The following is a 15398-nucleotide window of genomic DNA, read 5'->3' as shown; positions in this document are numbered from 1 at the left end:
CCCAGAACACTCTCTGGGGGCCGGGCCCTTCGTCGTGTCCACCCCCGGTTGGGGGCGGGCCGGTGGTCCGCTACGCGGTGTCCTTCTCCCAGGGGCCGTCCCACTCCGTCGGCAGCGGACAGGCCTCGGGGTTGACCCGCTGGACGACCTCGTCGAGGACGCGGCGCACGTAGGGCTCGCCGACCCACAGGTGCTTGGCGCCGTCGACGCCGATGATCTCCGCCTGGGTGAGCGGCGCGAAGCGTTCGCGGGCCTCATCGGGCTTGAGGAAGTCGTCGTGTTCGGGGACCAGCGCCACGACCGGCTTGCCCGAGTCCGCCCACACCTTCATGTCCGCCTCGCCAGCGCGGTGCAGCGGCGGGGACAGCAGCAGCGCCCCCCGGACCTGCGGGTCGCAGCCCCACTTGAGGGCGAGCTCAGTGCCGAAGGACCAGCCCAGCAGCCAGGGTTCGGGCAGATCCTCGAACTCGGTGAACTCGATGGCGGCAAGGACGTCGTACTTCTCCGTCTCCCCCTCGCCGAACTCGCCCTCACTGGTGCCGTGGCGCGAGGTGGTGCCGCGCGTGTTGAAGCGCAGCACGGCGATGTTGGCCAGCGCGGGCAGCCGGAAGGACGCCTTGCGCATCACGTGGCTGTCCATCATGCCCTCTGCGGTGGGCAGCGGGTGCAGGCAGATGATGGTGGCGGCGGGCTTTCGCCCCTCGGGGAGGGCAAGCTCCCCGATCAGTTCCAGACCGTCGGCGGTGTGCAGTGTGACAGGTCGTCGCACGGCGGGCAGCACCGTGGTGGCTCGGATCTCCATGGCTCCTCTTCCGTCTGGTCCGGGTCAGTATCTGGGGGCCCTGGGAGAGCGTTGGGAACGCCGCTCCCAACAGGAGGAGTGCCAGTGGCGCCGGTCGCCGCCGTCGCCGTAGGGACGCCAGGCGACGACGTGGGGCATACCGGCGGGGATCTCCTGGGCGCAGCCGGGGCACCGGTAGACCTTGGTGGCGGCGGCGCCGGGGATCCGGCGGGTCACCCACTCACCGTCCGGCCCCGTCTCTCTGCGCTGCCCTCCAGTGATGCGCAACATGAGGGCGTCCTCGTCAGGAGGACCACCGGGGGCGTTGTTGCCCCGGGCGGCTTTGCGGCGGGGGCTGTTACGGCGCGGGCTCACCCTTCAAGGGTAGGAGAAAACAGACAGTGGCCGCCGTCACACCACAAGGGTGCGGCGACGGCCACCGGTCAGTCAGAGGCTGGAAGCGCTGGCCATGGCAGGCCCGGAACCCCTCAGCCGTTGCAGGCGCAGCCACCGCCGCCGTGGGAGGAGTCCTCCTCGGCGTCGGGGAGCATGTCCATGAGCAGCGGGGCGGGTACCAGGACACTGGTGAGACTGTACTCGCCCATCGCCACCAGGGTGGTGATGACGTTCTCCGCGCCGCGCTCCTCCAGGAGCTCGGTCGGACCCTTCGGGTAGCCGCAACCGAACCGCATGGCGGTGTCGACGTCCTTGGCGGTGGCGTAGCCGTCGCCGATCATGCGCATGGCGTCGTCGATCTGCGGCGCGATGAGCATCTCGCCCAGGTCGAGGGTCTCCTCCTCGCGCACGATCTGGGCGAGGCGGCTGGTGCGCTGGGGCTCGGGGGCCTCGTCCTTGGCACCGTAGAAGCCCTGGCCGGTCTTGCGGCCGAGCCGGCCCGCGGTGACCATGCGGCGCAGCAGCGGGGAGGCGGAGTAGCGCGGATCGCGGAACTCCTCCCAGAGCACGTCCATGACGGCCAGGCAGATGTCCAGGCCGACCAGGTCGGCGAGGGTGAGCGGGCCCATCGGAAGACCGGCGGCCTTCTTGACGGACTCGTCGATCTCCTCACGGGTGGCGATCCCGCGCTCGTAGAGGCGGATCCCGTCGTTGATGTAGGGCACCAGCAGCGCGTTGGCGACGAAGCCGCCGCGGTCGCCGATCGTGATCGGGGTCTTGCCGATGCGCTTGGCGACCTCGGTGACGACGTCGACGGTCTCAGGGCTGGTGGAGACGGTGGTGATGACCTCGGCCAGCTTCATGACCGGGGCCGGGTTGAAGAAGTGCAGACCGACGACCTTCTCGGGGCGGCCGGTCAGCGCGGCGATCTCGGTGACCGACAGCGAGGAGGTGTTAGTCGCCAGAATCGTGCCGGGCGGGCAGATCCGGTCGAGGTCGCTGAACAGATCGCGCTTGATCTCCATGCGCTCGGGGACGGCCTCGATGACGAAGTCCGCGTCCGAGAGGTCCTCGCGGGACGTGCTGAACGTGAGGCGGGACTCGATCGCTGAGCGCTCCTCCTCGGTGAGTTTGCCCTTGCTGACCGCACGCGAAAGGGACTTGTCCATGTGACCACGGCCGCGGTCGAGGGCGTCCTGGTTGATCTCCACCCCGACGACGTTGAAGCCGGCCCGGGCGAACACCTCCGCGATGCCCGCACCCATCGTGCCCAGTCCTACGACGCCGACCTTCTTAAATTCCTGCACCATGGGCCCCACCTTAGACGCCCCTCGCACCTGGCTCGCGCACCGGGACCAGATCTTTACTACTGGCCGGTAGCACCGCCTTCCTGGCCGCTTCCCAGCCCTTTGGCCCGGACCGGGACGACGGCGGCGGCCAGCGCCGAGAAGACCGCGCCCACCGCGAACACCGCGGGCAGTCCGGCGAGGGTGATCACGGCGGCCATCAGCACGGGGGTCAGCGTCGTGCTGACCGCCTGGAGCCAGTTCTGCACGGCCAGGGCGCGCCCGGCCCAGGCCGTCCCGGCGATCTCCGCCACGGAGAGGAAGGTCAGGCCGTTGTGCCACATCGTCAGGACCAGGCAGAGCAGGACCAGCGGGACGGCCGACCACCCCCAGGCGTTCGGCAGCAGGGTGAGCAGGACCAGGGTGATGCCGGAGACCACCGCCAGCCACCGCACCGGCCGCATGCGGTTCCCGGTCCGGTCCGACCACGCCCCGAGCAACAGCCGCCCAGCCGCCCCCGGGACCTGCGCGGCCGCGACCACCGCCCCGGCGGCGGGCGGGCTCCAGCCCTGCTCCTGGACCAGGTAGATGACTGTATAGACCATCAGGGTGACCTGGGGAACGCCGAGGAGCATACTCACGCCGTGCACCCGCCAGATGGTCCACCGGCGGTACGGGGACTCAGGGCGCGAGGTCGGGGTGGCTGGGGCCGGGGCGGCCTCCTCGGGCTTTGCGGCACGCTCTCGGGAACTCCCCTTCTCGGGCGCGCTCGCCATCGCCAGTACCAGGGGGAAGGCGACCAGCGCGAGCGCCCCGGGGAGCAGCATCGACCCGACGAACCCCCACGCGTCCGCCGCCCGGGGCAGCACCAGCGCGGCGAGGCCCACCCCCAACGGCAGCGCCGACTGGCGGATCCCCATGGCCAGCCCGCGTTCACTCTGTTCGAACCAGGTCAGTACCAGGCGGCCGCTGGCCGCGTTGACCGGACCGCCCACCGCGCCCACGAGCAGCATTACCGCGGCCACGCTCCACAGCTCCGAAGCCGTCCAGAGCAGGCCGAGCGCGCCCGCCGTGAGCAGCAGGCTCAGCGCCATGGTGACCCGCTCCCCCGCCCGGTCGATCACCACGCCCCACATCAGCAGGGTCAGCAGCAGCCCGAACGAGGGCAGCCCGGCGAGTATCCCCGCCTGCGCCGTGGTGACCCCGAAGGCCTCGCGCAGCTGCGGCAGGACAACCGGAACCCCGAACATCGCCGAGACACTGGCCACCTGCGCCACCATGCTGACCGACAGGATCATCCAACGGTTGCGAACGAGCATCCCGACAGCCTAGGGAGAACCGGCCCGGCTCTCCCCGCCGCCCCGCCCGCCCCGGTTCCGGGTCCGACCTCCGAACCGGCCTCGGAAGCCCGGCGGAGGCGGTAACGTGACGTCCCGTGCGTCTTGTCATCGCGCGGTGCAGCGTCGACTATGCCGGCCGGCTCACCGCCCACCTGCCCATGGCTCCCCGCCTGATTTTGATCAAGGCCGACGGGAGCGTGTCCATTCACGCCGACGACCGGGCGTTCAAGCCGCTGAACTGGATGAACCCGCCGTGCAAGCTGCGCGAGGAGACCGTCGAGGACGGTCCCGACGTGTGGACGGTCACGCACAGCAAATCCGGTGAGAAGCTCGTGCTGACCATGGAGGAGATCCTCCATGACTCCTCACACGAGCTCGGCAAGGACCCCGGTCTCCAGAAGGACGGCGTCGAGGCCCACCTCCAGGAGTTGCTCGCCGAACACATCACCACCCTCGGCGAGGGCTACACCCTCATCCGCCGCGAGTACCCGACCGCCATCGGGCCCGTGGACATCCTGTGCCGCGACGGAGAGAACAAGACCGTCGCGGTGGAGCTCAAGCGGCGCGGGGACATCGACGGCGTCGAGCAGCTCACCCGCTACCTCGAACTCCTCAACCGGGACCCCTCCCTGGCCCCGGTGACCGGGGTGTTCGCGGCCCAGGAGATCAAACCCCAGGCCAAGGTCCTGGCAGAGGACCGCGGGATCACCTGCGTGGTCCTGGACTACGACGAACTGCGCGGCATCGAGCCGGACACGCTGCGTCTTTTCTAGCCCCGGCCTCTCCCGGGGTCCGCACCCGGGAGTCGCTCCCGCCAAACCCCGCGCCCGTGTCCTCCGTTTGGAGGACACGGGCGCGTCTTCACGGCGGATACCCCCGCTCCCGGCCCAGCGGGAAGCTCGGAGCATGAGCGACACAGTGATCGAGGTCAACGGCCTCAGGAAGAAGTACGGCGACACCGAAGCCGTCGCCGGGATCGATCTGAGTATCCGACGGGGCGAGATCTTCTCCTTCCTCGGCCCCAACGGCGCCGGGAAAACCACCGCCGTCGAGATCCTGGAGGGCTTCCGGCACCGGGACGGCGGTAGCGCCCGGGTGCTGGGTGAGGACCCGGGAAAGGCCGGGCGCGCCTGGCGCTCGCGGGTGGGCATCGTCTGGCAGAAGGAGACTCAGGTCCCCAAGTTGCCGGTGCGCGACGTCGTCCGGCACTTCGCGGGCTACTACCCGCTCGCGCACGACCCCGACGAGGTCGTCGAACGGGTCGGGCTCGCCCCCAAGGCGAAGGAGCTGGCCGAGTCCCTCTCCGGCGGGCAGCGCCGACGCCTGGACGTGGCCCTGGGCATGATCGGCCGGCCCGAACTCCTCTTCCTGGACGAGCCGACCACCGGTTTCGACCCCAAGGCCCGGCGTGAGTTCTGGGGCCTGATCCGGGACCTGGCCGACGGCGGCACCACCGTCGTGCTCACCACCCACTACTTGGAGGAGGCCGAGGAGCTGGCCGACCGGGTGTGCGTGATCGCGCGCGGCCGTATCCGGGCCGTGGACGCCCCCGCCGCGCTCGACGGGCGCGCCTCCGCCCAGGCGACGGTGGGCTGGTTGGAGGACGGCCGGCGCCGTGAGATCCGCACCGACGAACCCACCCGGACCGTCTCCGAGCTGGCCGCGCGCTTCGTCGGGGAGGTCCCGGAACTGAGCGTGCACCGCCCCACCCTCGAGGAGACCTACCTCGGGATGATCCAGGACGACGAGGCCGAGGAGGCCGCGGTATGAGCACCCCCGCCACCGACCCCACCACCGACGCCACCGCCCCGCGGAGCACCGGACCCAGTGCCCGCCGCACCGCCGCTCCGACCGGTTCGCGGGGTCGCCCGCCCGGCCCGGTCCGGGTGGGTCTGTCCCGCGGCTGGATGGAGATCCGCACCTTCGCCCGCGAGTGGGAGAGCGTGATCTTCACCTTCTCCCTGCCCGCCCTGATCCTGGTCATGTTCGCGTCGATCTTCGACGGCCTCTACGACATGGGCATCCCCACGGTCGACTACTACCTGCCCGGCATCATCGCCATGGGCCTGATGTCGGTGAGCTTCCAGACGCTGGGCACGGCCATCGCCGCCGAACGCGAGTACGGCACGCTGCGCCGTCTGCGCGGCACCCCGATGCCGCCCAGCGCCTACTTCGTCGGCAAGACGGTCCTGGTGCTGTTCCTCGCCTTCGGTCAGCTGGCCCTCCTCCTTGCGGTGGCCGGGCTGTTCTTCGACGCCACGCTGCCCTCGACCGCGCAGGCGTGGGCCACCATCGCCTGGGTGCTGATGCTCGGCACCATCGGCTGTTCCCTGCTGGGCATCGCGATCAGCTCGCTGGCCCGCACCGCCCAGGCCGCCTCCGCCGTGGTGGTCGTGCCCTTCCTCATCCTCCAGTTCACCTCCGGCATCTTCGTCCCGGTGATGGTGCTGCCGGACTGGGTGCTCAACGCGGCCTCCCTGTTCCCGCTGCTCTGGATGGCCCAGGGCATGCGCGCCGGGTTCTTCCCCGACGAGATGGCCGCGCTGGAGCAGTCCGGCGCCTGGGATCTGCCCATGGTCGCCCTCGCCCTGGGCGCCTGGTGTGTGGTGGGCTTGGTGCTGACCCTGCTGACGTTCCGCTGGAAGACGCGTAAGGACGGATAACGACGATGACGGACCAGGAGCGGCACGCATGGGCCTTGGGCGGCTGGTGGCACGTGGCCTTCAGCGCCATCATGGCGGTCATGGTGGCGCTGGCACTGCTCACCGGCCCGGAACAGTGGCGGTGGCTGACGGCAGTGCTGCTGGGCTCCGTCGTGGCTGTCTACTTCGTCTTCGCCAAACCGCTGGTCAGCCCGGAGAAGGATTACCCGAGCAGGGGCCACTCGCTGGTTCTGATGGCTCTGATCCTCCTGCCCACCCTGCCCGCGGTGATCATCAACCCGACCCTGGTCCTCTCCCTGGTCGCGATCGCCCCGGTCTGCTTCATGACGGCGGGCAGCCTGCTCGCCGTCCCCACGGTGGGAGCGATCCTGATCCTGCCCAACCTGGTCTCCGGCCTCCAGGGCCGGGAGAGCTGGGATCAGGTCGGAGTCGGCCTGCTGATCAACGGCGCGATCCTTGGCTACGCGCTGTGGTTCGGTACCTGGATCGAGCGGATCGTGGTGCAGAGCGCCGAACGGTATGAGCTCATAGAGGCGTTGCAACGCAGCCGCGAGGAGGTCTCCCGCCTGTCCCAGGAGGCGGGGGCGCTGGCCGAGCGCGAACACCTGGCCCGGGAGATGCACGACACCCTCGCCCAGGGCTTCACCAGCATCATCACCCTCACCCAGGCTGTGGAGTCAGAGCTGGACAGCGCCCCCGAGACTGCCCGCCGCCACTTGGCGCTGATGCGCGAGACCGCCGCGGAGAACCTCGCCGAGACCCGCGCGATGGTGGCCGCCCGCCAGCCGGTCCGGCTGGACAGCGGCGGCTTGGACGCCTCGATCCGACGCATCTCCGAACGCCTCGGCCGCGAACTCGGTATCTCCGTGACCGCCGAGGTTTCCGGCACCCCTGAGACACTTCCCAACGATCTCCAGATCTGCCTGCTGCGTACCGCTCAGGAGGCCCTGGCCAACGTCCGTAAGCACTCGGGAGCCGACAACGCCCGGGTCGTACTCGCCTACACCGACGTCGGCGTGCGTCTGACCGTCGAGGACGACGGGGTCGGATTCGACTTCGCGGGGCCGGCCCACGGCAACGGCCTGGCCAACATGCGCCACCGCGCCGAGAGCGTGGGCGGCGTCCTGGAGATCAGCTCCGCACCCGGCGGCGGCACCACCGTCCGCCTGGCCCTGCCCCACGACGACTCCGAGAGTGAGGACGGGACTCATGACGCCGACGGGGCCGTGCACCACGAACAGACCCGCGAGGCCCGAGAGGAAAACGTGTCATGATCCGTGTCCTGCTGGTGGACGACCATCCCGTGGTCCGCGAGGGCATTCGCGGCATGCTCAGCGCCGAACCCGACCTGGACATCGTCGGCGACGCCGGTTCGGGCCCCGAGGCGGTGGTCCGGGTGGCGGCCCTGGACCCCGACGTGGTCCTGATGGACCTGCGTATGCCCGGCGGTGACGGCGCCGAGGCCACCGAACGCATCCGCGCCGAGCACCCGGGTGTCCACGTGCTGGTCCTGACCACTTACGACACCGACACCGACATCCTGCGCGCGGTCGAGGCGGGTGCCACCGGCTACCTGCTCAAGGACACTCCGCGGGCCGAGCTGGCCGACGCGGTGCGTTCGGCGGCGCGCGGCGAGACGGTGCTCAGCGGCCGGTTGGCAGGCAAGCTACTCACCGGGGTGCGGCAGCGCACCGAGCCCGAGGGGCCCGCGCTCTCCCCGCGCGAGGTGGAGGTGCTGCGGCTGGCCGCGGACGGGCTCACGAACGCGGCGATCGGCCGGGCCCTGCACATCAGCGCGACGACGGTCAAGACGCATCTGATGCGGGTGTACGAAAAATTGGGTGTGGGTGACCGGACCTCCGCGGTCTCCCAGGCGATCCGCCGGGGACTGCTCCCGGAGAAGTAGGGGTCGGTTGGGGGACTTCCCCGATGTCCGGCCCCTGCCCCTTGGTGAAGAATCAGAATATGGTGGAACCGATGAGCGAGCTCACCCCCCAAGAAGGCGGGAACGGTCGGATGCGCGCCTCCGACGCCGACCGTGACACCGTCGCGCACCTGCTCCGGGAAGCCCTGGCCGAGGGGCGCCTGGACCCCGACGAGCACAGCGACCGGTTGGACGCGGTCTACCGCGCCAAGACCGTCGGTGAGCTCGTCCCGATCACCGAGGACCTGCCGGACACCGGCTCGACGCCCACACGTGCCCCCGCACCCTCGGACTTCCGCTCGCCCCGCCCGGTGTACGGCGCGAGCCGGATCGTCAACGAGCGCCCCACCAGCCACAGCGCCATCGTCGTCATGGGCGGTGCCGACCGCTCCGGGAACTGGATCGTACCCAAGCGATTCGTCTCCCTCGCGATGATGGGCGGTGCCGAGATCGACCTGCGTGAGGCCCGGTTCACCGCACGTGAGACCACCATCTGGGTCGGTGCAGTCATGGGCGGCCTGGGAATCGTCGTGCCCGACGACATCCAGGTGCGCGTGCACGGGCTGCCGATCATGGGCGGTTTCGGCATCGACGGGAACACCCCGAGCGTGGTGGACCCGGACGCGCCGATCGTGCACATTCGCGGTCTCGCGATGATGGGCGGGGTCGTGGTCGAGTACCGGGCGCGCAAGCACCAGCAGCAGGACGAGGACGACTAGGGCGCAACCACCGGAAATCGCCAAGGCGCCACAACTCAGGCACATAAGACGTTCTGTGCACTTCGGGCCGTTCATCCAATCACATTGCACACCTTTACGTAAGGTCCATGGCTGATTGTGGCAATGTCCCGTGCCATCCCTTGCCTCGGTCCCGGCCTCCTGCAAGGCTTCTCCGGTATCTCGCCCACCCCAGGTGTCCATCCCCCAACACCACGGAGCGATGGACCCCCGTGAACCGGAGGAAGATCGTGCATCCGAGCAACCCTGGGAACCCGCCCGAGAAAGCGGGTTCGTCCCCCACCAGGCGGCGCACCGCCGTCACCGCCGGGCTCGCGGCCCTGCTGATGACCGCGGGCGCCCTGGCGACCTCCCCGGCCCACGCCGACGAGGTCCCACTGCCCGACCTGGTGACCGCCGAGGCCATCGAGGCGCACCTGACCAACCTCAACACCATCGCCGAGTACAACGGCGGTAACCGCGCCACCGGCACCCCCGGCTACGACGTGGCCGCGCTGTACGTCGAGGACCAGCTCAAGCGGGCCGGGTACGAGCCCTACCGCCACGAGTACGACTACGAGGCCTGGCGGGAGAACTCCCCCGCGGTGCTCTCCCAGACCACCCCGGAGAAGATCGACTACGAACTCGGGGAACACTTCGAGACCATGTCCTACTCCGGGGCGGGCAGCGTCCGCGGCAACAAGGTGACCGCGGTCAACCCCAACGCCGGGGACAGCGGCTGCGCCGCCGAACAGTTCGCCGACTTCCCCGAGGGCAACATTGCCCTGATCAAGCGCGGTAGCTGCCCCTTCGGAGAGAAGGTCCAGAACGCCGCCGACGCCGGAGCCTCGGCCGCCCTGGTCTTCAACAACGAGGACGAGGTCTTCCTCGGTACCGTGAGCGAGCTGTCCGACATCCCGGCGATCGGTGTCTCCGGGGTCCTCGGTGAGGAGCTCGCCTCGCTCACCCGCCACCTGCGCCTCAAGGTCGAGGTGGACTCCGAGGTCAACGTGGAGAGCTCCTACAGCATCCTCGCCGAGACCCCCGGCGGCCGTGCCGACAACGTGGTGGTCGTGGGCGGCCACCTCGACAGCGTCGAGGAGGGCCCGGGCATCAACGACAACGGCAGCGGCTCGGCCTTCCTGCTGGAGACAGCCATCCAGCTGGCCAAGCAGGAGGACCCGAACAACAAGGTCCGCTTCGCCTTCTGGGGCACCGAGGAGTCCGGTCTGGTCGGCTCCAACGAGTACGTGGCCGATCTGACCGAGGGCGAGCTCGACGACATCGCGCTCTACCTCAACTTCGACATGATCGGCTCGCACAACTACGGCCGCTTCGTGCTCGACGGCCGAATGGAGCTGCCGGGCTCCGGCGGTGCCCCGTCCGGCTCCGGCGCGATCGCCAAGGTCTTCGAGGACTACTTCGAGGATCAGGGCCAGGTCAGCGAACCCGGCGTGCTCAGCGGCCGCAGTGACTACTTCGCCTTCATGCAGGCCGGTGTGCCCTCCGGCGGTCTGTTCAGCGGCGCCGACGGCATCAAGTCCGAGGAGCAGGTCGAGTGGTACGGCGGTACCGCGGGCGAGATGTTCGACCCGTACTACCACACACCCGAGGACACGATGGAGAACATCAACTGGGACTCGGTGGCCGAGCTGTCGGCCGCGGGCGCGCACGGCGTGGAGTTCTTCGCCGAGAGCACCCTGCCGGTTAACGGCGTGCTGAGCCTGTCCGCGGTCCAGGTGGACCTGCCCCGCAAGGGCGACGCCTGGCTCCGCTAGTCCGCCCACGCGCTCACGGCCAGCCGTGACGTGAAGCCCCGAAAAAGGTGTGAGGGCGGCGTGAACCCCCCGGTTCCACGCCGCCCTCATCACACGGTGTCTCCCCCTCGCAGGCCCTCCCCGGACGTCCCCCCTCAGTTCCGTCCAGGTGTCCATGCATCAACACCGCTGGCAACTACTGTGTGTAGCTCCCTTGCTCCATAAGGTATCAGTGGCACAGGTCACCTTCACCCCCTGATACTGAACAGTTATCCTCCGTGACACAGTCGAGTTCAGAGCGGCTGCGACCTCGCCCGCACAGGGCCCTCGAAAACACGCTCTAGGGTGAGGGCATGACCAAAAGGGACACGGACAAGCCGGTAGTGCTGTCGAAGATCTATACGCGCACCGGTGACGCCGGAACGACGGCGCTCGGCGACATGAGCAGGACCTCAAAGAACGACACCCGCCTCATCGGCTACGCGGACACCGAGGAGGCCAACGCCGCCATCGGTGTCGCGCTGGCCCTGGGCGAGCTCCCCGAGGACGTGAGCGCCCTGCTGCGGCGCGTCCAGAACGAACTCTTCGACCTCGGCGCGGACCTGTCCACCCCGATCGTGCCCGACCCCGAGTACCCGCCGCTGCGCGTCCTGCCGGAGTACGTCACGCGCCTGGAGGAGGCCTGCGACACCTACAACGCGGACCTGCCGACCCTGCGCAGCTTCATCCTGCCCGGCGGCTCCCCGACCGTCGCCCTCGTGCATACCGCCCGCATCGTGGTCCGCCGCGCCGAGCGCGCGGTCTGGGCCGCGATCGAGGAGCACGGGGACAGCGTCAACCCGCTCACCGCGCAGTACCTGAACCGTCTCTCCGACCTGCTGTTCATCCTGGGCCGCTACGTCGCCGAGGACGGCGACGAGATCCTGTGGAAGCCCGGCGGCGAGCGGTAAGGCGCGCTACCAGCCGAAAGCCCGAATCACGGGCACCACGGGCGTACCCTCTCGTCTGCGAGAACGGGCCCGATTCCGGCGAACAGGTGTCAACGGCGGGAAAACGGCTAGGGCTCTGAGTGAGCTACTCCCCCCTATCAGGAGAGGAAGAAGCCACATGAACACGAGAGCCAAGCCCGGCAGTGTGGTCACCGTTCTGGTGCTGTTGATCCTGATCGCCGTTTACCAGATCTTCTACGGGGTCTTCAGCCTCGTCGGGGCGGCGACCATCGACTCGGGAGCCCTGAACGACATGCTGCCGCCAGGTCAGGCCGAACAGATGGAGGAGCTCGGCGAGTACATCTGGGCCGCTTACCTGGGGGCCGCCTTCGCCCTGGTCTACGGCATCGCCGCCGTCGTGCTCGCAGTGCTGGTCGGTAAGGGTCGCCCTCAGGCACGAACCGCCTCCATCGGCGTCAACGCCGCCGCCGGAGTCATCATCCTGGCACTGCTGATCGCCCCCGCCTACAGCCTGGGCGCGATCATCTCGGCCATCTTCGCCTTCACTGTGGTGGCCCTGCTCTACAACAGGTCCGCGAAGGAGTACTTCACCGCCCGCGCGGCTGATCCAGTGGTGGGTTGATCCGAAAGGGGACGGCACCCGTGCTTCTCGGGTGCCGTCCCCTCTGGTTCACCAAGGAGCTACTGGAGGCTGTCGAGTTCGCGCTCGACGGCCGCCACCTTGCTGTGCAAGCCGTCGGTGACGCCCTCGCGGACATCCACCTTCAGGGTCGCGGTCACCCTGGACGCGCCCTCGCCCGCAGCCTGGACAGCTCGCTTGACCACGTCCATGACCTCGTCCCACTCACCCTCGACGGTGGTGAACATGGCCGAGGTCTCGTTGGGCAGACCACTCTCGCGCACGACCTTGACGGCACGGGCCACGGCCGGAGCGACGGACTCGCCGGAGCCGAGCGGGGAAACGGAGAAAGCCACGATGGTACTCATGGGCCCATGCAAACACACCGGGCGCGCCCCTGTGAACCGCCGCGCCCGGCGGGTCCGACACTCCAGGCCGCAGCCCCGAGTCAGGCCTCCCAGCGGGTCCCCGGGGGCATCGACTCGATCCAGGACAGGAACCCAGTGAGAGCGCTCTCGCCCATGGCGACCTCGTGGGTCGCCTCCTCGGGGTCGCTGCCGTCCGTGGCTGTCCAGCCGATCTCCAGGACCGTGACGTGCGCGGGCAGGTTCGCGTCCGCGGGCAGGTGAACGTCGCCCGGACCCGGGGAACGGCGCCCCACAACGACAAGACCGCGGCGCGACAGCCTCGCTGTCGGCCGCGGTCTGAGCGAGAGGATCGGGAACCAGCCGAAGGCATCCGAACCGTACCGGCCGAAGCCGATCCGCCAGGAGCCCCGACGCCCTTTCCCTCCGCGTACACGCAGGTAACACTCGACGGCACCGCCGCTGCGCAGCAGCACGAACCGTCGCATCACACCGGCGCCCAGCACCAGAAAGAGGGTGACGAGCAGGGCAATGACCACCCACCCCAAGGACTCCAACCACGGCATTCCCTGAAGCGGTTCCACACCCACGTCCCGTGCCTCCCGGCTTTGCTAGGCGACTTCCTCGCCGATGGCACGCAGGCGGCTGCGCGCACGGGCCGCGGCCTGGCTGTCGCCCGACTCGCCCGCACCCTTCAGCGCCTCGCGCGCACGGTCCACATCGATGTCCTCGGCGAGCTCCGCGGTCTCGGCGAGGATGGAGATCCGACCCTCACCCGAAACCGAGATGAACCCGCCGTGGGCTGCGGCCCGGATCTCTCCGGACTCACGCGCGCCCAGAACGCGAACGACCGCGTCCTCGGCCAGAAGCGACAGCACCGGGACGTGCCCGGGCTGGACGCCCATCTCGCCCTCGACGGTCTTCGCGATGACCATGTCGCCCTCGCCCGCCCAGACCTCACGGTCCGGAGAGACGATCTCGACGAAAAGCTTCTTCGACACTGCCACAAACTCCTCGGCTAGCGGGTGGGTTCGGCGGGGTCGAGTACGAACCGATACTCGACCCCGCCCGAGAACTAGACCCGCCCGTCACCCCCGGCCGTGCGGCCGACCCTGTCGGTCAGCCGCGCGGTCGGGGGCATTGACGCGCAGTCCTAGCCTTCCTGCAGCTTCTTGGCCTTCTCCACGACCATGTCGATGTTGCCGACGTCGAGGAAGGCCTGCTCGGGAAGGTGGTCGTACTCGCCGTCGCACAGACCCTTGAAGGACGCGATGGTCTCCTCGAGGGGCACGAACACACCCGGGGTGCCGGTGAACTTCTCCGCCACGAACATGTTCTGGGACAGGAAGCGCTCCAGGCGACGGGCCCGGTTGACGATGATCTTGTCCTCTTCGGACAGCTCGTCCATACCCAGAATGGCGATCTGGTCCTGCAGGTCGTTGTTGCGCTGCAGGATCTCCTTGACGCGCTGGGCCACCTGGTAGTGCTCCTCGCCCACGTACTGCGGGTCGAGGATACGGGAGGTGGAGGCCAGCGGGTCGACCGCCGGGTAGATGCCCTTCTGCGAGATCGGGCGGGAGAGCTCGGTCGTCGCGTCCAGGTGGGCGAAGGTGGTCGCCGGAGCCGGGTCAGTGTAGTCGTCCGCGGGGACGTAGATCGCCTGCATCGAGGTGATCGAGTGACCACGCGTCGAGGTGATCCGCTCCTGGAGCTGACCCATCTCGTCAGCCAGGTTGGGCTGGTAACCCACGGCCGAGGGCATACGGCCCAGCAGCGTGGAGACCTCCATACCCGCCTGGGTGAAACGGAAGATGTTGTCGATGAAGAGCAGCACGTCCTGGCCCTGGACGTCACGGAAGTACTCCGCCATCGTCAGAGCCGAGAGCGCCACGCGCAGACGGGTGCCCGGGGGCTCGTCCATCTGGCCGAAGACGAGCGCGGTGTCCGGGAGGACGCCCATCTCGTCCATCTCCAGGAAGAGGTCCGTACCCTCACGGGTGCGCTCACCGACACCGGCGAACACGGACACACCACCGAAGTTACGGGCGATACGGGTGATCATCTCCTGGATGAGCACCGTCTTGCCCACACCCGCGCCACCGAAGAGGCCGATCTTCCCACCGCGCACGTACGGGGTGAGGAGGTCGATCACCTTGATGCCCGTGACCATCATCTCGGTCTTGGACTCGAGCTGGTCGAAGGCCGGGGCCTTGCGGTGGATCGGCCAGCGCTCGGTCACACCGAGCTCGGCCGTGGGCACGTCCATGGACTCGCCCAGGGTGTTGAACACGTGGCCCTTGACGACGTCGCCGACGGGCACGCTGATGGGCGCGCCGGTGTCGCGCACCTCGGCGCCACGGACCATGCCGTCCTGCGGGGCCAGGGAGATGGCGCGGACCAGGTTGTCACCCAGGTGCTGGGCGACCTCCAGGGTCACGACCTTCTCCGTGCCGCCGATGCTCACATCGGTGTGCAGGGCGTTGTAGATGCCGGGCAGGGAGCCGACGGGGAACTCCACGTCGACGACCGGGCCGGTGACCCGGGCGATCCGGCCGGTGGCGGTGCCAGCGCCGGCCGTACCTTCAACTGTCGCAGTCACTT

The 15398-nt window shown here is 69.1% G+C and carries 17 protein-coding genes; 9 read left to right on the top strand and 8 right to left on the bottom strand.

The genetic code is table 11. The features are described from left to right. Positions 1–70: 70 nt before the first annotated feature. The 4 genes from D457_RS0111865 to D457_RS0111850 form a co-directional block, all read right to left on the bottom strand. On the bottom strand, positions 71–802 hold the full coding sequence (locus tag D457_RS0111865) for an alpha/beta hydrolase (RefSeq protein WP_017580885.1): 732 nt from the start codon (positions 800–802) through the stop codon (positions 71–73). Positions 803–826: 24 nt separating this feature from the next. Beyond that, the gene (locus tag D457_RS0111860; RefSeq protein ID WP_193374488.1) at positions 827–1156 is read right to left on the bottom strand and encodes an ATP/GTP-binding protein; all 330 of its coding nucleotides are present in this window, start codon (positions 1154–1156) and stop codon (positions 827–829) included. A gap of 113 nt (positions 1157–1269) precedes the next feature. Then, the gene (locus tag D457_RS0111855) at positions 1270–2487 is read right to left on the bottom strand and encodes a 3-hydroxyacyl-CoA dehydrogenase (RefSeq protein WP_017580883.1); all 1218 of its coding nucleotides are present in this window, start codon (positions 2485–2487) and stop codon (positions 1270–1272) included. Positions 2488–2543: 56 nt separating this feature from the next. Next, positions 2544–3782: an MFS transporter gene (locus D457_RS0111850; RefSeq protein WP_017580882.1), complete on the bottom strand. Its 1239-nt coding sequence runs from the start codon at positions 3780–3782 to the stop codon at positions 2544–2546. Positions 3783–3898: 116 nt separating this feature from the next. Here D457_RS0111850 and nucS point away from each other — a divergent pair, with 116 nt between their 5' ends. The 9 genes from nucS (at position 3899) to D457_RS0111805 (ending at position 12435) form a co-directional block, all read left to right on the top strand. Next, entirely contained in the window at positions 3899–4576 is a 678-nt protein-coding gene (gene nucS / locus D457_RS0111845; protein ID WP_017580881.1) for an endonuclease NucS, read from the top strand. 133 nt (positions 4577–4709) lie between these two features. Next, positions 4710–5573 carry an ABC transporter ATP-binding protein gene (locus D457_RS0111840; RefSeq protein ID WP_017580880.1) on the top strand — a complete coding sequence of 288 codons (864 nt, stop codon included), beginning with the start codon at positions 4710–4712 and terminating at the stop codon, positions 5571–5573. After that, complete coding sequence (locus D457_RS0111835) at positions 5570–6466, top strand: ABC transporter permease (RefSeq protein ID WP_017580879.1); 897 nt, start codon at positions 5570–5572, stop codon at positions 6464–6466. Before D457_RS0111840 ends, D457_RS0111835 begins: the two co-directional genes overlap by 4 nt. Before the next feature lie 5 nt (positions 6467–6471). Further along, positions 6472–7740, top strand: a complete 1269-nt coding sequence (locus tag D457_RS0111830; RefSeq protein WP_017580878.1) for a sensor histidine kinase — start codon at positions 6472–6474, stop codon at positions 7738–7740. Continuing rightward, positions 7737–8372: a response regulator gene (locus D457_RS0111825; RefSeq protein ID WP_017580877.1), complete on the top strand. Its 636-nt coding sequence runs from the start codon at positions 7737–7739 to the stop codon at positions 8370–8372. The genes D457_RS0111830 and D457_RS0111825 overlap by 4 nt, the downstream gene beginning before the upstream one ends. A gap of 59 nt (positions 8373–8431) precedes the next feature. Continuing rightward, complete coding sequence (locus D457_RS0111820) at positions 8432–9109, top strand: DUF1707 SHOCT-like domain-containing protein (protein WP_017580876.1); 678 nt, start codon at positions 8432–8434, stop codon at positions 9107–9109. Positions 9110–9357: 248 nt separating this feature from the next. Then, entirely contained in the window at positions 9358–10884 is a 1527-nt protein-coding gene (locus tag D457_RS0111815; protein WP_017580875.1) for a M28 family peptidase, read from the top strand. A gap of 332 nt (positions 10885–11216) precedes the next feature. Next, a complete protein-coding gene (locus D457_RS0111810; RefSeq protein ID WP_017580874.1) occupies positions 11217–11813 on the top strand; it encodes a cob(I)yrinic acid a,c-diamide adenosyltransferase in 597 nt (198 codons plus the stop codon). Between the two features lie 157 nt (positions 11814–11970). After that, the gene (locus D457_RS0111805) at positions 11971–12435 is read left to right on the top strand and encodes a hypothetical protein (protein ID WP_017580873.1); all 465 of its coding nucleotides are present in this window, start codon (positions 11971–11973) and stop codon (positions 12433–12435) included. A 59-nt stretch (positions 12436–12494) separates the two neighbouring features. Here D457_RS0111805 and D457_RS0111800 read toward each other — a convergent pair whose 3' ends face one another. The 4 genes from D457_RS0111800 to atpD all read right to left on the bottom strand — a co-directional run bounded on the left by D457_RS0111800 (position 12495) and on the right by atpD (position 15396). Continuing rightward, complete coding sequence (locus tag D457_RS0111800; RefSeq protein WP_017580872.1) at positions 12495–12800, bottom strand: MTH1187 family thiamine-binding protein; 306 nt, start codon at positions 12798–12800, stop codon at positions 12495–12497. Positions 12801–12880: 80 nt separating this feature from the next. After that, entirely contained in the window at positions 12881–13363 is a 483-nt protein-coding gene (locus tag D457_RS0111795; RefSeq protein WP_039831217.1) for a DUF2550 domain-containing protein, read from the bottom strand. Between the two features lie 45 nt (positions 13364–13408). Continuing rightward, positions 13409–13798 carry a F0F1 ATP synthase subunit epsilon gene (locus tag D457_RS0111790; protein WP_017580870.1) on the bottom strand — a complete coding sequence of 130 codons (390 nt, stop codon included), beginning with the start codon at positions 13796–13798 and terminating at the stop codon, positions 13409–13411. Between the two features lie 152 nt (positions 13799–13950). Continuing rightward, a complete protein-coding gene (atpD, locus tag D457_RS0111785) occupies positions 13951–15396 on the bottom strand; it encodes a F0F1 ATP synthase subunit beta (protein WP_017546083.1) in 1446 nt (481 codons plus the stop codon). Positions 15397–15398: the final 2 nt, after the last annotated feature.

This window comes from Nocardiopsis valliformis DSM 45023, assembly GCF_000340985.1.
Taxonomy (GTDB): Bacteria; Actinomycetota; Actinomycetes; order Streptosporangiales; family Streptosporangiaceae; genus Nocardiopsis; species Nocardiopsis exhalans.
This window is presented reverse-complemented; position numbering and strand designations above follow the sequence as displayed.